Below are 18,139 nucleotides of genomic sequence, written 5' to 3' on the forward strand. Positions count from 1 at the left end.
AGCCCTTGCGGCTCCCTCTCGTGCGCCCGCCGTGCCGCGGGCCGTCCGGCGACTAACGCGATCGCGGCGCGGGCGCAAGGCGAGGCCCGCCGGACGCTCGCTCAGAAGGCGAGGGCGCCGGTGTTCTTCACCTCCTCCATCACCGCATAGGTGTGGGTCTCGCGCACGCCGGGCAGCGTCAGGAGCGCGTCGGAGAGGAAGGCGCGATAGGCCGTCATGTCCTTCACGCGCGCCTTGATGAGATAGTCGAAGCCGCCCGCCACCATGTGGCACTCCACAATGTCGGGATTGGCCTTGGCGGCCTGCGCGAAGGCGCCGAACACGTCGTCGCTCGTGCGGTCGAGCTTCACTTCGACGAAGACGATCATGCCGCGCCCGAGCTTCTCGGGCGAGAGGCGCGCGCTGTAGCCGAGGATATAGCCCTCGCGCGTCAGCCGCTTCACCCGTTCGGCGGTCGCGGTCGGCGAGAGATGCACCGCCTGCGCGAGGTCGAGCGTCGTCAGGCGCCCGTCGGCCTGGAGGGCGGCGAGGATCTTTCTGTCCTTGGCGTCGAGTCCGGTCATCCTCGCTACGGATAGGGCGTCCGACGGCGTTTGTCGCGGATGTTCTAGCTTTCTTTGGCGAGAAGCGCGGGGCTGTCCGATGCTACATCGGGCCGTCCTCGAACGACTGACGGAGCGCCCCCATGTCCGCGATGCCCGCCGCCTTCTCCGCGCCCTTCGCGCCCGACGACGAGGCCGCCGTCGCCGCGCTGATCGAGGCCGCGCGCGGCTTCGGGCTCGACGAGGGCAAGGTCGACGCGCGCTCGCGCCGGCTGATCGAGGGCATCCGGGCCGATGCCGGCGGCATCGGCGGCGTGGAGGACTTCCTGCGCGAGTTCGGCCTTTCCACCCGCGAGGGTCTGGCGCTCATGGTGCTGGCCGAGGCGCTCCTGCGCGTGCCGGACGCGGCGACGCAGGACCGGCTGATCGAGGACAAGATCGGCGCCGGCGACTGGGCGAACCACGAGTCGCAGGAAGACCGCATGCTGACGACCGCCTCCGCCTGGGCGCTCGGCCTCTCGGCCCGCATCATCAAGCCGGGCGAGACGCCGGGCGGCGTCATCGCCTCGCTCGTCAAGCGCGTCGGCGCGCCCACCGTGCGCAGCGCCACGCGCCAGGCGATGCGCTTCCTCGGCCGGCATTTCGTGCTGGGCGAGACGATCGAGGACGCGCTGGAACGCGCGCGCGGACCGGAGAAACGCGGCTACCGCCATTCCTACGACATGCTGGGCGAGGGCGCCCGCACGCGGGCGGATGCGGATCGCTATTTCCGGTCCTATGCCGACGCGATCGAGGCGATCGGGCGCAAGGCCGGCAACAAGGCGCTGCCGGACCGGCCGGGCATCTCGGTCAAGCTGTCCGCGCTCCATCCGCGCTACGTGCCCGCCAACCGCGCGGCGGTGCTGGCCGAACTCGTGCCGCTGGTCGTGCAACTGGCCGAGCGCGCCCGCAGCTACGACCTCAACCTCACGATCGACGCCGAGGAGGCCGAGCGTCTCGAACTCTCGCTCGACGTGATCGACGCGGTCGTCTCCGGCTTCGACTTCTCCGGCTGGCAGGGCTTCGGCCTCGCCGTGCAGGCCTACCAGAAGCGCGCCCTGCAGGTGATCGAGCATGTCGACGCCCTGGCCGAGGCCGCCGGCATCCGCATGATGGTGCGCCTCGTGAAGGGCGCCTACTGGGATACGGAGGTGAAGCACGCGCAGGAGCGCGGCCTGGCCGGCTATCCCGTCTACACCCGCAAGCCGGCGACGGACCTTTCCTATCTCGTCGCCGCCCGATCGCTGCTCCAGCGCCGCGCGCGGCTCTATCCCCAGTTCGCCACGCATAACGCGCTGACCGTCGCGACCATTCTCGAGCTTGCCGGGCAGGACGTGTCGGGCTTCGAGTTCCAGCGCCTGCACGGCATGGGCGAGGCGCTCTACGAGACGCTGCGCAAGAGCGAGAGCCGCGTCGCCTGCCGCATCTACGCGCCGGTCGGCGGCTATCGCGATCTCCTCGCCTATCTCGTGCGCCGGCTTCTGGAGAACGGCGCGAACTCCTCCTTCGTCGCCAAGGTCGGCGATACGAGCGTGCCGGTGGAAGCGCTGCTGGAGCGCCCGCGCGAGGTGCTGGCCAAGGGTCCGGCGCGCCATGCCAGGATCGCGCTGCCGCAGGACATCTTCCCCGGCCGGCGCAACTCGAAGGGCGTGGAACTCGGCGAGCGCCGCAGCTTCGACGCCTTCGTCGAGAAGGCCTCCAAGCCCTTGGCCGCCGATCTCCTCGCCCGCTGCGGCTTCGCCGGGGCCGCCGGCGGGCGCACCGTCGAGATCCGCTCGCCGGTGGACGGGGCGCTCGTCGGCAAGGCCGTGCAGATCGACGGCGCGTCGGCCGATGCGCTCGTCGCCGAGGCCGCGCGGCATGTGCGCGCCGCGGAGGCCGTTCCGGCCGCGACCCGCGCCGCCCGGCTTCGCCGCGCCGCCGACCTCATGGAAGCGCGCGAGGGCGCGTTGATGGCCCTCCTCGCCCGCGAGGCCGGCAAGACGGTGGAGGACGGCATCGCCGAAATCCGCGAGGCGGTGGACTTCCTGCGCTACTACGCAGACGAGGTCGAGCGCCTGTTCTGCGCCGACATGCGCCTGCCGGGGCCGACGGGCGAGGAGAACCGCCTGCGCTACCGCTCGCGCGGCGTCGCGGTCTGCATCTCGCCCTGGAACTTCCCGCTCGCCATCTTCGCGGGGCAGGTGGCGGCCGCGCTCGCCGCCGGCAATGTCGTGATCGCCAAGCCCGCCGAGCAGACGCCGCTGATCGCCGCAGCCTGCGTCGCCCTCCTGCACGAGGCGGGCTTTGCCGAGAGCGCGCTGTTCCTCGCGCCCGGCGACGGGGAGGCGGGAGCCGCCCTCGTCGCGCATCCCAAGACCGCGCTCGTCGCCTTCACCGGCTCCACCGACACGGCCTTCGCCATCAACCGCGCGCTCGCCGCCCGCCATGCGCCGATCGCCCCGCTCATCGCCGAGACGGGCGGCCTCAACGCCATGATCGTCGATGCCACCGCGCTGCCCGAGCAGGTGGCCGACGACGTCGTCACCTCCGCCTTCCGCTCGGCCGGCCAGCGCTGCTCGGCGCTGCGGCTCCTCTTCGTGCAGGCCGACGTCGCCGACCGCATGCTGGAGATGATCGCGGGCGCGGCGGCCGAGCTGACGCTCGGCGAGCCGGCACGGCCCTCCACCGACATCGGGCCGGTGATCGACGCCGAGCAGCACGCCATGCTGACGCGGCACATGGAAGAGATGGCCCGCACCCAGCGCGTCGCCTATCGCGGCGCGCTCGATCCCGCCCTGCCGGCCGGCGGCCACTGGTTCGCCCCGCAGATCGTGGAGCTTTCCGACGCCGCCGCCATGGAGCGCGAGATCTTCGGGCCGATCCTTCATGTCGTGCGCTGGAAGGCGGGGCAGCTGGGGAAGGTCTGCGAGGCGATCGAGGCGACGGGCTTCGGCCTGACGCTCGGCGTCCACAGCCGCATCGACGCCACGATCCGCGAGGTCACCGAGCGGCTGACGGCGGGCAATATCTACGTCAACCGCAACATGATCGGCGCGGTCGTCGGCTCGCAGCCCTTCGGCGGCTCGGGGCTTTCGGGCACCGGCCCCAAGGCGGGCGGCCCGAACTATCTCGTGCGCTTCGCCCGCGAGCAGGTCGTTTCCACCAACACTGCGGCGGCCGGCGGCAATGCCAGCCTCATCGCCATGGAATCGTGAGACGGCGACCGTCCGCCGGGTCTCGCGCCAGCGGCGGTGGTGATTCGTTCGTCGTCGCACCGTCGCTGAATCGCTACAGCCTCAAGTAACCCTTGTGATGTAGTCTTCGAATTGCGGCCGAAACGACTGGTGCAAGGGACCCTCCCGCCCGAGCACGACTTCGAATGCCGCAGATGCGGAGCCCCGCGCACGGTTTCCTCCCCCCGGAGCGCGCGGCCCGTCACCTCGAGTGAATGAAGGGCCCGGTGCGCGATCCTCGCGCCCGGGCCGCTTTTTCGCGAGATCGGCACCCCGCGCCTCGCGTGGAGCTGATGCCCCCCTTAAGCGAAACTATGGTTGGCGCCCACGGGCCGCCCTTCTATGTTGCCGGCGCCGCCCGGGACTGTCCCGGCGCGCGAGGGGAGCTGCAGGGCATGGCGGACGTGGCGTCGGACATCGAGATCGCGCGGGCGGCCCGCAAGAAACCCATCCGCGAGATCGCAGCCCGCCTCGGCATTCCCGAAGAATCGATCGTGCCCTACGGCCACGACAAGGCGAAGATCGCCGCGCCCTTCCTGCGCTCGCTCGACGAGCGGCCGGACGGCAAGCTGATCCTCGTCACCGCCATCAACCCGACGCCGGCCGGCGAGGGCAAGACGACGACGACGGTCGGGCTCGGCGACGGGCTGAACCGCATCGGCAGGCGTGCGATGATCTGCATCCGCGAGGCCTCGCTCGGCCCCTGCTTCGGCGTGAAGGGCGGGGCGGCCGGTGGCGGCTACGCGCAGGTCGTGCCGATGGAGGACATGAACCTCCACTTCACCGGCGACTTCCACGCCATCACCTCGGCGCACAACCTCCTCTCGGCGCTGATCGACAACCACATCTACTGGGGCAACGCGCTCGGCATCGACCAGCGCCGGGTCGTCTGGCGCCGCGTGCTCGACATGAACGACCGCGCCCTGCGCGCCGTCGTCGCCTCGCTGGGGGGCGTGGCCAACGGCTTCCCGCGCGAGACCGGCTTCGACATCACCGTCGCCTCCGAGGTCATGGCGATCCTTTGCCTCGCGCGCGACCTGAAGGACCTCGAGGCGCGCCTCGGCGCCATCGTCGTCGCCTATCGCCGCGACAGGAGCCCGGTCTTCGCGCGCGACCTGAAGGCCGACGGCGCCATGGCCGTCCTCCTGAAGGACGCGCTGCAGCCGAACCTCGTGCAGACGCTGGAGAACAACCCCGCCTTCGTCCATGGCGGACCCTTCGCCAACATCGCCCATGGCTGCAACTCGGTGGTCGCCACGCGCGCGGCGCTGAAGCTGGCCGACTACGTCGTCACGGAGGCCGGCTTCGGCGCCGATCTCGGGGCGGAGAAGTTCTTCGACATCAAGTGCCGCAAGGCCGGCCTGAAACCCGCCGCGGCGGTGATCGTCGCCACGGTGCGGGCGCTCAAGATGAACGGCGGCGTCGCCAAGGACGGGCTCGGCACGGAGAATGTCGCGGCGGTCACCGCCGGCTGCGCCAATCTCGGGCGGCATATCGAGAACGTGCGCGGCTTCGGCGTGCCGGTGATCGTGGCGATCAACCATTTCGGCACGGACACGCAAGCCGAGATCGAGGCCGTGCGCGCCTATGCCCGCACGCTCGATTGCGAGGCCGTGCTCTGCCGCCATTGGGCCGAGGGCTCGGCGGGCATCACGGAGCTGGCCGAGAAGGTCGCCGCGCTCGCGGACGCCGGGACGGCTGACTTCGCCCCGCTCTATCCCGATGCAATGGGCCTCTTCGAGAAGATCGAGACCGTCGTCAAACGCATCTATCGCGGCGCGGAAGCGAGCGCCGACGCCTCGGTGCGCGAGCAGCTGAAGGGCTTCGAGGCGGCGGGCTACGGCCATCTGCCGGTCTGCATGGCCAAGACGCAGTACTCCTTCTCCACCGACCCCGCCCGCCGCGGCGCGCCGGACGGGCACAGCGTCCATGTGCGCGAGGTGCGCCTCTCGGCGGGCGCCGGCTTCGTCGTGGCGATCTGCGGGGAGATCATGACCATGCCGGGCCTGCCCTCCAGCCCGGCCGCCGAGCGCATCTTCCTGAACGAGGCCGGCGAGATCGAAGGCCTGTTCTGAGACCGCTGGGCATGAGCCGGCGTCAGTCCTCGGCGCGGCCGTCCGTCTCGCGCTCGCCCGGATAGCGCCGGGCGAGCGGGAAGGGCGGGAGCCAGGATTCGCGGCGAACCGTCCAGAGCTCGTAGGTCGGCGCCAACCGGTCGGGCGCATCCAGCGCGCCGAGATTGACCTCGACCTCGTCGCCGCTGCGCCCGAAGACCGAGGAGCCGCAGCGCGGGCAGAAATGGCGTCCGGCATAGGCGCCGGTCTCGCCCTCGACCGTCACCGCGCTCGCGGGAAAGATCGCGGAGGCGTGGAAGAGCGCCCCGTGATGTTTGCGGCAGTCGAGACAGTGGCAGAGGCCGACGCGGTAGGGTCGGCCCGTGGCCCGGAGGCGCACGGCGCCGCACAGGCATCCGCCGTCGAAGCGCTCCATGCGGTGTCCCTCCGGGCGGCGCCACCGGGAGGATGGCCGCGACGCCGCCCGGCGCGGCCATCCTCGCTCGACTGCGATCAGGTCGCCTGGCCGCCCTGCAGCGGCAGGAACTGGTAGGCGAAGGTCTCGCTCAGCGTCTTGTCGCCCTGGCGGATATAGGCGCGCAGTTCCACCGGATCGGTGCCCTCCACGGCGATGTCGAAGGTCACGCGCCAGGCGGTGCCGACCTTGATCGAATAGCAGTCGATGCCCGACAGCGTGCCGCGCGAGGTGCTGACCACGGCCTCGACATCCTCGGCCTCGCGCGAGAGTTCGGCCACCGCGCCGTCGTCGAAGTCGATCGCGACCTTCGTCACGCCCTTCGGACGCGGCTGGCCGGGAATGCCGCCCCGGCCGAGGCGCGTGGCGACGACGCGCCCGAGCGTCAGATCGCGCGGGGCCTCGTTGCGCCAGGTCATCACGTAGTCGTAGGCCAGCGCGTCGCCCTTCCTGGCGGGCGTCTGCGACACCCAGTAGGCGGCGATGTTGTCGTGGATCTCGTCGTCGGTCGGGATCTCGACGAGCTGCACGCCGCCCGGCCCCCAGGAACCCTTGGGCTCGATCCAGACGCTCGCGCGCTTCTCGTAGAAGACGCCGTCGTCCTGGTAGTGGTCGAAGGAGCGGTCGCGCTGCAGGAGGCCGTAGCCCTTCGGGTTCATGTCGGCGAAGGTCGAGGTCATGACCGACGGCGGGTTGTTCAGCGGGCGCCAGAGCCGCTCGCCGGTGCCGGTCCAAAGGGCGAGACCGTCCGAATCGTGCACCTCGGGCCGCCAGTCGGAGCGCCGCTCCTTGTCGGTCTCCGAATACCAGAACATGGAGGTGAGGGCGGCGATGCCGAGCCGCTCGATGTCCTCGCGCACGAAGAAGCGGTTGGCGATGTCCATGACGATGGGACCGCCCTTCTTGATGTCCATGCGCAGCGCGCCGGCGACGCGCGGGCCGTTCATCTTGGCGTAGACGATCAGGGTGCCGGTCTGCGACGGAGCGAGGTAGAATTCGGTGAAGCGCGGGAACTCCTCGGGGCGCGGCATGGCGACGTCCACCGCCACGGCGCGCGCCGACATGCCGAACTGGCCGGACTCGCCGGAGGTGCGGAAATAGGCGCCGCCGAGGAAGGCGATCCAGTCGCGCACCGCGTCCGGCTCCAGCACGCGGAAGCCGGCGAAGCCGACATCCTTGGGCAGTTCGCGCGCCGGGCTGTCGGCGGGCATGTCGAAGAGGGAGGGATCGTAGACGACCTGCCGGGACGTCTCGCCCTCGACGACGTTGATGGTCACGGGCAGCTGGAAGTAGCGGCCCAGATGGAACATGCGGATGGGCGCGTTCGCACCGGGCACGTCCAGCGTGCGGTCGTTGCGGTACTTGATCTTCCAGTGCGCGTCGAAGTCGATGCGGTCCATGACGGCGGGGTCGACGGACGTCTCCGGCACGTAGGGCGCGGCTGCCAGCGCCCGGGCCTCCTCGACCAGCCGGTCGAAGGAGAAGGGGCGCGGTTCGGAGAAGGTCAGGCCCGAGGCGGCGGCCGGCGCGGCGAGGGCGCCGTGGGGAACGAGCCCGAGGGCGGCGAGCCCTGCGAGCAGCTGGCGGCGGTCGATCGTGGTCATTGCGTGCGGCTCCGCGGAAGGTGCCGCCCGGCGACCGCAGCTGCGATGAGCCCCGCGTCTCGGGGGCTGCGTCCTGCCGACCGGTCGCTTGCGCGGCCCCTCCGTCCCTTCTTGACGGACGGCGCCTGCCGGCGCCTCGTACGATGCGAAAACGCCGGCGATACAGACAGGCTTTGCCGCACAATGCAAGGCCCGGGGCCGGTGCGGGGCCTGCCGGGGGCTCGCGGGTGCCCGCTGCGCCCGGGCTCGAAAGGGGGTCGGCCCGGGCCCTCGTGTTGTGCGCGCCGCACTTGCCGATCCGTCCCCGGTCGGCTATCGCTTTCGCCCATGAGACAGTCCTTCGGCGCGCAGATCTGGTGGCGGGTTCGCTAGCGAGCGGCCGGATCAACGCGACTTATGTGATTGACCCCTTCAGGCCGCTGCGGATCTCCCGGCGGCCTTTTCGATGGGCTGCCGAGGGTCCGGGCCTTACGACCGGAGAGACATGCCATGGTGATCGAACAGCTCGGCGACGGCACGGACCGCTATGTCACGAAAGGCGGCGTCACCATCGTGCGTCGCCGCGAACCCGTGCCTTACGAGGGCGCCATCGAGCCCTATTTCGACAAGCTGGACACGCGCCACGGCGCCGTCCTCTTCTCGAACTACGAGTATCCCGGCCGCTACACGCGCCAGGACGTGGCCTTCGTCGATCCGCCGCTGGTCGTCACCTCCGCCGGGCGGGACATGCGCATCGAGGCGCTGAACCCGCGCGGCCGCCTCCTCCTCGACTTCATCGCCGCTTCGCTCGACGGCCATGCCGACATCGCCTCGGCGCGGCGCGAGGCCGGCGCGCTGTCGCTGGCGATCCGCGAGCCGAGCGGGGCGCTCACCGAGGAGGAGCGCTCGCGCATGCCCTCGGTCTTCTCCGTGCTGCGCGAGATCGTGTCGCTCTTCCGCTCCGACGAGGACCGCGACCTCGGCCTTTACGGCGCCTTCGGCTACGACCTCGCCTATCAGTTCGATCCCGTCGCGGAGACGCAGGCGCGCGATCCCGAGCGCCGCGACCTCGTGCTCTTCCTGCCGGACGAGCTGATGGAGGTGGACCACTATTCCGCCAGCGCCTTCCTCACGCGCTACACGTTCGAGAAGGACGGGCGCTCGACGGAAGGGCTGGACGGCGGCGGGCCGGACGCGCCCTTCGCGCCCTCCGACCGCATCCCCGCGCGTGGCGACCACAGGCCCGGCGAATATGCCGAGCTGGTGCGGCGCGCCAAGGAGAAGTTCATGCGCGGCGACCTCTTCGAGGTCGTGCCGGGCCAGGTCTTCTACGAGCGGGCCGAGCATCGCCCGTCGGAGATCTCGCGCCGGCTGAAGGCGATCAACCCGTCGCCCTATTCGTTCTTCATCAATCTGGGCCGCAACGAGTTCCTCATCGGCGCCTCGCCGGAGATGTTCGTGCGCGTCAACGGCCGGCGCGTCGAGACCTGCCCGATCTCGGGCACGATCCGGCGCGGCGAGGACGCGATCGCCGATTCCGAGCAGATCCTGAAGCTCCTCAACTCCAAGAAGGACGAGTCCGAGCTGACCATGTGCTCGGACGTCGACCGCAACGACAAGAGCCGCGTCTGCGACCCGGGCTCGGTGCGCGTCATCGGCCGGCGCCAGATCGAGATGTATTCTCGCCTCATCCACACGGTGGACCATATCGAGGGCCGGCTGCGCGACGGGATGGACGCGTTCGACGCCTTCCTCTCCCATGCCTGGGCCGTGACCGTGACCGGCGCGCCCAAGCTCTGGGCCATGCGCTTCATCGAGGCCAACGAGAAGAGCGCGCGCGCCTGGTACGGCGGGGCCGTGGGCATGGTGCATTTCAACGGCGACATGAACACCGGCCTGACGCTGCGCACCATCCGCCTGAAGGACGGAATCGCCGAGGTGCGCGCGGGCGCCACGCTCCTCTACGATTCCAACCCCGAGGAGGAGGAGGCCGAGACCGAGCTGAAGGCCTCCGCCCTCATCGCCGCGGTGCGCGAGGCGGGCCTGCCCAATGCGGGCGGCGCCAAGCGCGATGCGGCGCGGGTGGGCGAGGGGGTGCGCATCCTGCTCGTCGACCACGAGGACAGCTTCGTCCACACGCTCGCCAACTACTTCCGCCAGACCGGCGCCACCGTCTCGACCGTTCGCACGCCCGTGCCGGCGGAAGTCTTCGAGCGTCTCGATCCCGATCTCGTCGTGCTCTCGCCGGGCCCCGGCAATCCCTCGGACTTCGACTGCAAGGGCACGATCGCCGCCGCGCGTGAGCACGGCGCGTCGATCTTCGGCGTCTGCCTCGGCCTGCAGGCGCTCGCCGAGGCCTATGGCGGCACGCTGCGCACGCTGCACGTGCCGGTGCACGGCAAGCCCTCGCGCATCCGCATCCAGAAGCCGGGCATCATCTTCTCCGGTCTCCCCGCGGAGGTCACGGTTGGCCGCTACCACTCGATCTTCGCCGACCCCGTGCGCCTGCCGCGCGAGTTCGAGGTGACGGCCGAGACCGAGGACGGGGTCGTCATGGCCTTCGAGCATCGCACGGAGCCGGTGGCCGCGGTGCAGTTCCATCCCGAGAGCATCATGAGTCTGGGCGGCGAGGCCGGGATGAGGATGATCGAGAACATCGTCGCGCATCTGCCCCGCAAGGCGCGCGAGAAGGCGGCCTGACGAGCATGACGACGATCGAGGACCGGACGGGCGAGGCGAGCGGTCGCCTCGTCAAGCGCACCGCGTTGATGACCATCGCGGTGGCCTGCGTGGTCCTGGCCATCAAGTATCTGGCCTACCAGACGACCGGCTCGGTGGCCCTGTTCTCCGACGCGCTGGAGTCGATCGTCAACGTCGTGGCCGGCCTCGTCGCGCTCTGGGCGGTGACGGTGAGCTACAAGCCCGCCGATTCCGACCATCCGTTCGGCCATACCAAGGCGGAATATTTCTCGGCCGTCGTCGAGGGCGTCCTCATCGTCGTCGCGGCGCTCCTCATCCTGCGCGAGGCCTGGTTCGCCTACCTCACCCCGCGCGCGATCGAGGCGCCGCTGATGGGCATCGCCATCAACGGCGTCGCGACGGCGCTCAACCTGTTCTGGGCGCTGCACCTCATCCGCAGCGGCCGCAGGCACCGCTCGCCTGCGCTCGACGCGGACGGGCGCCACATCATGGCCGACGTCGTCACCTCCGTCGGCGTCCTCGGCGGCCTTGCCCTGGCGACCTTCACCGGCTGGACGATCCTCGATCCGCTGCTGGCCGCGCTCGTCGCGCTCAACATCCTGCGCGAGGGCTGGAAGGTTGTGGCGAACTCGCTCTCCGGCCTGATGGACCAGGCACTTGAGCCGGCGGACAATCAGCGCGTGCGCGAGATCATCTCTTCCACGGGCGCGGGCGCTCTGGAGGTCCACGATGTCAAGACGCGCATCGCCGGCCGGGCGATCTTCATCGAGTTCCATATGGTCGTGCCGAGCGAGATGTCGGTGGGGGATGCGCATGTCATCTGCGACCGGCTGGAGGATGCGCTGCAAGACGCCTTCGAGGGCGCGCGGGTGCTCATCCATGTCGAGCCGGAGGCCGAAGCCAAGCAGGTCGGCGTGCCCGTCATCGCCTGACCTGATGCAAGGGGGACACAGTTCCCCGCCTTCATCCTCGCGTGCCTTCATTTTCCGGCGATCGGCCCGTGTTGCGGCATGATCGCGGCGCTTTCGCGCTCCAGTTAAGTCCATCGCATCGCACGGATTCGCGGGCCGACGCCTCGCGTCGCCCTTGCCGTCACGAAGGGTATCGTCCCGCATGGCCGGACCGCAGGAAACCTATCGCCCGGCCGAGGCGGACCCCGCCATCGGCTTCGGGATGAAGGATGCCGCGGGCGCCGCTTCGCGGGCGTCGGCGACTTTGCGGCGCGTGCACAGATTCGTGGCGGCGACATCCCTGCACGACAGCCCCGTCGCGCGCTGGTGCGTGGCGGCCGGCGCCTTCGCCGCCGCCCTCGCGATCCGCATGGGCCTCGACCACGAGCTTCCGGCCGGCTTCCCGTATCTCACCTTCTTCCCGGCCGTCATCATCACCGCCTTCTTCGCGGGACTGGCGCCCGGCATCGTGGTGGCGGTGCTGTCCGGCCTCTCGGCCTGGTACTTCTTCATTCCGCCGGTCTGGTCCTTCCATCTCGACGGCGGCGCGGCGCTGGCGCTCGCCTTCTACGTCTTCATCGTCGCGGTGGACCTGTCGCTCATCCACTGGATGCAGCAGGCGCTCGGGCGGCTGGCGATCGAGAAACGGGCGGCGGCCGACCATGCCGCCCAGCGCGACACGCTCTTCGCCGAGCTCCAGCATCGCGTGTCGAACAACCTGTCGGTCGTCTCGGCCCTTCTGACCGCGCAGGCGCGCGCCAGCGCCAGCACGGATGTCTCGGCGGCGCTCTCGCAGGCCTCCGCCCGCATCGCGCTGATCTCCAAGATCCAGCGCGAGCTGCACGATCCGGCGCGCCAGAGCCTCGATCTCGCCCCCTATCTCGAACAGCTCGGCCCCGACCTTCTCGCCGCGTCCGGCCGCACCGACATCGGCTATTTCGCCCGGTGCGCGCCCGTCACTGTCTCGGCCGATCTCGCCGTGCCGCTCGGGCTCATCGCCACCGAACTGATCTCCAACGCCATCGAGCACGGCCACGGGGGCGGGCGAGCCGGGCGCATCGAGGTGCGGCTGGAGGAAGCCCTGCCGAAGGACCGGGGCGCCGAGCGGACGCTCGTCCTCACGGTCTGCGACGATGGACCGGGCTGGCCGGCGGAGTTCTCGATCGGGCGCACGCGCGACCTCGGCATGCGCATCGTCGCCTCGCTCGCCCAGCAGATCGGCGGCGCGGTGGAGACGCGCAACGAGAACGGCGCCGTCGCGACCCTGCGCTTCAACGCCGGCGCCGTGCGCCACGGCGCCTGAACGGCTCGATGCCGACGGCCGGGACGACGCGGACATGACCCTCGCTGCCTCGCTCAAGACCTGGGCCCGCGCCGTCAAGCGCGACGTCGTCGCGCTGTGGATCGCGGCGCGCGACCCGCGCACGCCCTGGCCCGCCAAGCTCGCCGCCGGCGCCGTCGCCGCCTATGCGCTGAGCCCGATCGACCTCATCCCCGACTTCATTCCCGTCCTCGGCCTTCTCGACGACGCCATCCTCCTACCGCTGGGCATCCTCCTCGCGCTCCGTCTCGTTCCAGCGCCGCTCATGGCCGAATTCCGCGCCGAGGCGGCTGCGCGCGAGGGTCGGCCCCGCAGCAGGGGAGGCGCCGCCGTCATCGTGGTCCTCTGGATTGCCGCGGCGGCGCTCTGCGCGCTTCCATTCTTGCGCTGACGGCTCCGGGCGGATGGCCACCGTCGGCTTCGCCCCGCCGCATGATTCCTCTTGCGCCCATTCCGATTTGCGCTACGCTCTCCTCATGATCGCAACCGTCGCCCTTGTCTGCGCCATGAGCACCGCCTTCGCCGCGGCGGCATCTGCGCGTGCGCGGCGCCTCGGGCTTCTTCGCCTTAGCGGCGGCCGTCGGACCCGTTAGAAGGGGCGTCCGGCGGTCGAGCCGGTGCGTCGGGCCTCTCACGGCCCGTGTCGCATGCCCCTTGCAAAGCCCGACCGTTCCGATCATTCGTCCGCGATCCGCCGAGGCCGCCTTTTCCGCGCCCGGATCCGACAGAGCCAGCAAGGCCGTTCCATGTCCGCCGTCAATTCTTCGTCCCGTTCCACCCCCTCCAGCATCGACGTCGCCGCGCCGGGCGCCATGGCGGCCGCCGCCCGCAAGTACCAGCCCTACGGGCAGATCGACCTCGCCGACCGCACCTGGCCGTCCAAGACGATCACCACGCCGCCCATCTGGTGCTCGGTGGACCTGCGCGACGGCAACCAGGCGCTGGTCGACCCGATGGGCCACGACCGCAAGGCGCGCTTCTTCGCGCTGCTGAAGGCGATGCGCTTCAAGGAGATCGAGATCGGCTTCCCCTCGGCCTCGCAGACCGACTTCGACTTCGCCCGCTGGTGCGTGGAGGAGGGCGGCGTCGACGACGACGTGTCGCTGCAGGTGCTGGTGCAGTGCCGGCCCGAACTGATCACGCGCACCTTCGAGTCGCTGGAGGGCGCCAGGCGTCCGATCGTGCACTTCTACAACTCCACCAGCGAGCTGCAGCGCCGCGTCGTCTTCCAGAAGGATCGCGCGGGCATCAAGCAGATCGCGGTCGACGCCGCCAAGATGATCATGGACATGGCCGCCAAGGCCGGCGGCGACTATCGGTTCGAGTATTCGCCGGAGAGCTTCACCGGCACCGAGCTGGAATTTGCCGCCGAGATCTGCAACGCGGTCGCCGAGGTGGTGAAGCCGACGGTCGAGAACCGGCTGATCCTGAACCTGCCGGCCACGGTCGAGATGTCGACGCCCAACGTCCATGCCGACCAGATCGAGTGGATGTGCCGCAATCTCGACGACCGGGCCTCGATCATCGTCTCGCTACACCCGCACAACGATCGCGGCACGGCGGTCGCGGCCACCGAGCTCGGCCTGATGGCGGGGGCGGACCGCGTCGAGGGCACGCTCTTCGGCAATGGCGAGCGCACCGGCAATGTCGATCTCGTCACCCTGGCGCTGAACATGCTGACGCAAGGCGTCGATCCCGGCCTCGACGTCTCGGACATCAACCGGATCAAGGACGTCTACGAATATTGCAACCAGCTGGCGATTCCCGAGCGCCACCCCTATGTCGGCGAGCTCGTCTACACCGCCTTTTCCGGGTCGCACCAGGATGCGATCAACAAGGGCATGAAGGCGATGAAGACCGCCAACAAGGAACTGTGGGAGGTGCCCTACCTGCCCATCGACCCGAAGGATGTCGGCCGCAGCTACGAGGCGATCATCCGCATCAACTCGCAGTCGGGCAAGGGCGGCATCGCCTATGTGCTGCAGGCGGACTACGGGCTGAACCTGCCGCGCAACCTGCAGGTGGAGCTGCGCGAGGACATCCAGCGCATCACCGACGAGGAGGGGCGCGAACTCCCGGTCAAGCGCATCTACGAGCGTTTCATCGAGCGCTATGTCGAGCAGCCGGATGCCGCGATCCGCTTCGTCGACCACTTCACCCGGCCGAGCCCCGACGTGCGCGGCGAGCGCATCATCGAGGCGACGATCCTCGAGAACGGCGTGGAGAAGGTGATCGAGGGGCGGGGCACCGGCCCGATCGACGGTTTTGTCGACGCGCTGTCGCGCCATCTCGGCATCGAGATGTCGGTCTTCGACTATTCCGAACACTCGCTCGGCGCGGGCTCCAACGCGCGCGCCATCTCCTACATGGAGATGGAATATCCGGGCGGGCGGCTCTTCGGCGCCGGCATCAACAAGAACATCGTCACGGCCTCGCTCGAGGGCATCGTCTCGGCGGTGAACCGCATCATCGCCGCCTCGTGACGCAGGACGAAGGCAGGCCGCACGCCGGCGGCACGGACGGGGCGCCGCGGCTTCCCGTCCGCGACGTCGCGGCCCTCTTGCCCGGTGCCGGCGCTCCGCCGGTCGTGCTCCTGCACGGCTTCGACGGCGAGGGGGCGCTCTGGTCCGGCGTCCAGGCCGGTCTCGCCAAAGCCGGCCAGCGGTCGCTCGCCTACGATCTGCCGGCCCATGGCGGCGCCGAGGACTTTCCGCAGGCCGGGCCGCCGAAAGTGGCGGCGCGTGCCGTTCTCGCGGACCTGCGACAGGCGGGAATCGAGCGCGCCCATCTCGTCGGCCACTCGATGGGCGGCGCCGTGGCCGCGCTCGCCGCGCTCTTCTCGCCCGCCGAGATCGCTTCGCTGACGCTTCTGGCGCCCGGCGGTTTCGGGCCGGAGATCGGCACGGGGCCGATCCGGGCGGTGATGGAGGCCGAGACAGAGACCGAACTCGCGCTGGCGCTCGGCTCGATGGGCGCGCCCGGCTGGAGGCCGGACGAGGCGACGGTGCGCGCAATCCTCCACGGCCGGCGGCCGGGCTCGCGCCGGCGCATGCGCGCACTCTTCGCCCTTCTCTTCGCGGGCGAGCGGCAGGGCGTCCTGCCGCTCGAGGCAATCGCCGGGGCCGGCATCCCGACGACGCTCGTCTGGGGCGACCGGGACGGGGTGACGCCCTTCGCGCAGATGGGCGCCGCGCCCGCCGCCTTCCGGCGCATCGTTCTCCCCGGCATCGGCCATATGCCGATGCTGGAGGACTGTGCCGGAACGATACAGGCGATCCTTTCCGGCATCGGTATGCGCCAAACCTCCTGAGGAGGCGGGATTCTCGGGTCCCGACCTTTTCTCCTCAGGCCGCCGCCCCTATGGTAACCAAATGATGAACGGTTTGCCGTGGCGGAATGTGACGATGGGTGAAGGCCGGGACAATGTCGCCTCGCTGATGGGCACGCGCCGCCTCGCGGACGCCGTGCGCCAGGCCAAGATCGCCGCCGCCCAGCGCTCGGACGTCGTGGTGGATATCCGCGAGGCCGATCGCGCGCGGCTGGAGATGCTGCAGGAGGAGTTGCAGTCGCTGGTCGACGACCTTCCGCCGGGCGACGACTTCTTCGACTTCACCCTGTCCGGCGGCCTGCAGCCGCGCCTGTGGATCGACGGCACGGCCAATGTGCTGATGGCGCGCGACCGGCGGACGTACCGGCTGGTGCGCGAGACGCGGCTCGGGCGGCTGACGCTCGCCGAATCGACCGAGCCGCGCGCCATCGCCGCCCATGTCACCGACTATGTCGCCGCGCGGATCGTCGAGCGCGAGAAGGCCTTCGCCCTCACCGACGGTCTGAACGCCCGGATCGGCGACGGCACGGAGGATCTGCGCCGCGGCGACGAGCCGCCTCTGGTGGCGCCGCGCCGCGATGCCTCCTCGGCCGAGTTCGTCGTCGCGCTGACCTGGCTGATGATCGGCATCGTCGTCGGCGCCGGCGGCCTCCTGGCGCTCGGCGCGATGCGCGGCTTCTCGCTGAACTGAGGGCGACACCCGCAATGTCAGACCTTCAGGCGCGCCGGGCCCGATCCGGCGCGACCGGCTTGGCCGACGGCGAGAGACGGCGCAGGGCAAGGCCGACCCCGCCCGCGACCAGTCCCCAGAAGGGCGCGCTGATGCCGAGAAACGCCACGCCCGAGGCGGTGACGAGAAAGGTCAGCGTCGCGGCCTCGCGCGTTGCCTCCGCTTCCATGGCGCCGCGCAGCGAGGCGGCGAAGGCGCCGATCAGGGCAAGACCCGCCACCGCCTGCACCAGAAGCGGCGACAGGCCGGCAAAGGCGGTGACGATCGCCGCGCCGATGCCGAAGGCGACGAAGGCGAGCCCGCCGACGACGGACGCCCAGTAGCGCGCCGTGCGATCGGGCCCGGCCTCCTCGCCGGCGCAGATCGCCGCGGTGATGGCGGCGAGATTGACCGCGCAGCCCCCGAAGACCGTCGCCAGAAGCGAGAAGAAACCCGTCGCCGCGAAGAGGCGACCGGCCGGCGGCGCGTAGCCGTTGGCCTGGAGGATGGCGAGGCCCGGGATGTTCTGCGACGCCATCGTGACGAGGAAGAGCGGCAGCGCGATGCCGATCGTCGCCGCGACCGTGAAGTGCGGCACGACGAGCACCGGCTCGGGCAGGAGCGCGCCGGCGAGTGGCGGCGCGCCGTGGAGGACGGTGATGAGGACGCCGGCGACGAGCGCGGCGGCGGGGACGGCATAGAGGCGGTTGAGACGCATCACGACGAGCCAGACCGCCGCGACGGCAAGGGCCGGCAGCGGTTCGGCGCCGATCGCCTTCACCGGCGCGAGGCAGAGCGAGAAGAGGACGCCGGCCAGCATGGCGTTGGCGATGGCCGCCGGAATGGCCGAGATGGCACGGCCGAGCGGGCGCACCAGTCCGGCGCCGATGACGAGGAGGGCGGCGACGACGAAGGCGCCGACCGCCACGGGAAAGCCGCCCTCCGGCACGCCGGCCCCGGCCAGGAGCGCGGCGCCAGGCGTCGACCAGGCGATGAGGATCGGCATGCGCGTGGCGAGGCTCAAGGCGACGGCGCACAGGCCCATCGCCACGGAGAGCGCGAGCAGGCCGCTCGCCGCCTGTTCCTTCGAGGCGCCGACCGCCTGCAATCCCTGGAGGATGACGGCGAAGGAACTGGTGAAGCCGACGAAGGCGGCGAGAAGTCCCGCCGAGACGGTGGAGGCGTTGGGACGGCTTGGCATGGGCAACCGGCGGGCAGGGCGG

Annotated in this window: 13 protein-coding genes; 9 read left to right on the plus strand and 4 right to left on the minus strand. The window is 70.5% G+C overall.

Annotation, left to right across the window (positions count from 1 at the left end; translation table 11 throughout):
* Positions 1-101 precede the first annotated feature (101 nt).
* Positions 102-563 (minus strand): Lrp/AsnC ligand binding domain-containing protein, encoded by a 462-nt coding sequence (locus ASG48_RS16695; RefSeq protein WP_055852517.1) that lies wholly within the window; start codon positions 561-563, stop codon positions 102-104.
* A gap of 122 nt (positions 564-685) precedes the next feature.
* Between ASG48_RS16695 and putA the strand changes: the two genes are divergently transcribed.
* Together putA and ASG48_RS16705 are read left to right on the plus strand one after the other, a co-directional pair.
* Positions 686-3,778 carry a bifunctional proline dehydrogenase/L-glutamate gamma-semialdehyde dehydrogenase PutA gene (gene putA, locus ASG48_RS16700; protein WP_082529552.1) on the plus strand — a complete coding sequence of 1,031 codons (3,093 nt, stop codon included), beginning with the start codon at positions 686-688 and terminating at the stop codon, positions 3,776-3,778.
* A gap of 413 nt (positions 3,779-4,191) precedes the next feature.
* Entirely contained in the window at positions 4,192-5,871 is a 1,680-nt protein-coding gene (locus tag ASG48_RS16705; protein WP_055852520.1) for a formate--tetrahydrofolate ligase, read from the plus strand.
* Between the two features lie 22 nt (positions 5,872-5,893).
* On the opposite strand, the gene ASG48_RS16710 is transcribed toward ASG48_RS16705, so the two are convergent.
* Positions 5,894-6,286: a GFA family protein gene (locus tag ASG48_RS16710; protein WP_055852523.1), complete on the minus strand. Its 393-nt coding sequence runs from the start codon at positions 6,284-6,286 to the stop codon at positions 5,894-5,896.
* 77 nt (positions 6,287-6,363) lie between these two features.
* A complete protein-coding gene (locus tag ASG48_RS16715) occupies positions 6,364-7,929 on the minus strand; it encodes a glucan biosynthesis protein (RefSeq protein ID WP_055852527.1) in 1,566 nt (521 codons plus the stop codon).
* Between the two features lie 489 nt (positions 7,930-8,418).
* Between ASG48_RS16715 and ASG48_RS16720 the strand changes: the two genes are divergently transcribed.
* The 7 genes from ASG48_RS16720 to ASG48_RS16750 all read left to right on the plus strand — a co-directional run bounded on the left by ASG48_RS16720 (position 8,419) and on the right by ASG48_RS16750 (position 16,898).
* Positions 8,419-10,608: an anthranilate synthase gene (locus tag ASG48_RS16720; protein ID WP_055852531.1), complete on the plus strand. Its 2,190-nt coding sequence runs from the start codon at positions 8,419-8,421 to the stop codon at positions 10,606-10,608.
* Positions 10,609-10,613: 5 nt separating this feature from the next.
* Positions 10,614-11,540, plus strand: coding sequence for a cation diffusion facilitator family transporter (locus ASG48_RS16725; protein WP_055852535.1), 927 nt, complete (start codon positions 10,614-10,616; stop codon positions 11,538-11,540).
* Positions 11,541-11,721: 181 nt separating this feature from the next.
* Positions 11,722-12,861 (plus strand): DUF4118 domain-containing protein, encoded by a 1,140-nt coding sequence (locus ASG48_RS16730; protein WP_055852539.1) that lies wholly within the window; start codon positions 11,722-11,724, stop codon positions 12,859-12,861.
* A gap of 34 nt (positions 12,862-12,895) precedes the next feature.
* Positions 12,896-13,270 carry a DUF1232 domain-containing protein gene (locus ASG48_RS16735; RefSeq protein WP_055852544.1) on the plus strand — a complete coding sequence of 125 codons (375 nt, stop codon included), beginning with the start codon at positions 12,896-12,898 and terminating at the stop codon, positions 13,268-13,270.
* A 421-nt stretch (positions 13,271-13,691) separates the two neighbouring features.
* Positions 13,692-15,362, plus strand: coding sequence for a 2-isopropylmalate synthase (gene leuA, locus ASG48_RS16740; RefSeq protein WP_156381662.1), 1,671 nt, complete (start codon positions 13,692-13,694; stop codon positions 15,360-15,362).
* On the plus strand, positions 15,359-16,189 hold the full coding sequence (locus tag ASG48_RS16745) for an alpha/beta fold hydrolase (RefSeq protein WP_055852552.1): 831 nt from the start codon (positions 15,359-15,361) through the stop codon (positions 16,187-16,189). The genes leuA and ASG48_RS16745 overlap by 4 nt, the downstream gene beginning before the upstream one ends.
* A gap of 94 nt (positions 16,190-16,283) precedes the next feature.
* A complete protein-coding gene (locus ASG48_RS16750) occupies positions 16,284-16,898 on the plus strand; it encodes a hypothetical protein (RefSeq protein WP_055852555.1) in 615 nt (204 codons plus the stop codon).
* A gap of 25 nt (positions 16,899-16,923) precedes the next feature.
* On the opposite strand, the gene ASG48_RS16755 is transcribed toward ASG48_RS16750, so the two are convergent.
* Positions 16,924-18,117: a benzoate/H(+) symporter BenE family transporter gene (locus ASG48_RS16755; protein ID WP_055852558.1), complete on the minus strand. Its 1,194-nt coding sequence runs from the start codon at positions 18,115-18,117 to the stop codon at positions 16,924-16,926.
* Between the last annotated feature and the right edge of the window lie 22 nt (positions 18,118-18,139).

Origin of the sequence: Aurantimonas sp. Leaf443 (assembly GCF_001425575.1) — a bacterium.
GTDB lineage: Bacteria > Pseudomonadota > Alphaproteobacteria > Rhizobiales > Rhizobiaceae > Leaf443.

Bases quoted from the DNA above. Each gene is read 5' to 3' on its own strand.
- ASG48_RS16695 (WP_055852517.1), bottom strand. From the start codon at position 563: ATGACCGGACTCGACGCCAAGGACAGAAAGATCCTCGCCGCCCTCCAG.
- putA (WP_082529552.1), top strand. From the start codon at position 686: ATGTCCGCGATGCCCGCCGCCTTCTCCGCGCCCTTCGCGCCCGACGAC.
- ASG48_RS16705 (WP_055852520.1), top strand. From the start codon at position 4,192: ATGGCGGACGTGGCGTCGGACATCGAGATCGCGCGGGCGGCCCGCAAG.
- ASG48_RS16710 (WP_055852523.1), bottom strand. From the start codon at position 6,286: ATGGAGCGCTTCGACGGCGGATGCCTGTGCGGCGCCGTGCGCCTCCGG.
- ASG48_RS16715 (WP_055852527.1), bottom strand. From the start codon at position 7,929: ATGACCACGATCGACCGCCGCCAGCTGCTCGCAGGGCTCGCCGCCCTC.
- ASG48_RS16720 (WP_055852531.1), top strand. From the start codon at position 8,419: ATGGTGATCGAACAGCTCGGCGACGGCACGGACCGCTATGTCACGAAA.
- ASG48_RS16725 (WP_055852535.1), top strand. From the start codon at position 10,614: ATGACGACGATCGAGGACCGGACGGGCGAGGCGAGCGGTCGCCTCGTC.
- ASG48_RS16730 (WP_055852539.1), top strand. From the start codon at position 11,722: ATGGCCGGACCGCAGGAAACCTATCGCCCGGCCGAGGCGGACCCCGCC.
- ASG48_RS16735 (WP_055852544.1), top strand. From the start codon at position 12,896: ATGACCCTCGCTGCCTCGCTCAAGACCTGGGCCCGCGCCGTCAAGCGC.
- leuA (WP_156381662.1), top strand. From the start codon at position 13,692: ATGGCGGCCGCCGCCCGCAAGTACCAGCCCTACGGGCAGATCGACCTC.
- ASG48_RS16750 (WP_055852555.1), top strand. From the start codon at position 16,284: ATGGGTGAAGGCCGGGACAATGTCGCCTCGCTGATGGGCACGCGCCGC.
- ASG48_RS16755 (WP_055852558.1), bottom strand. From the start codon at position 18,117: ATGCCAAGCCGTCCCAACGCCTCCACCGTCTCGGCGGGACTTCTCGCC.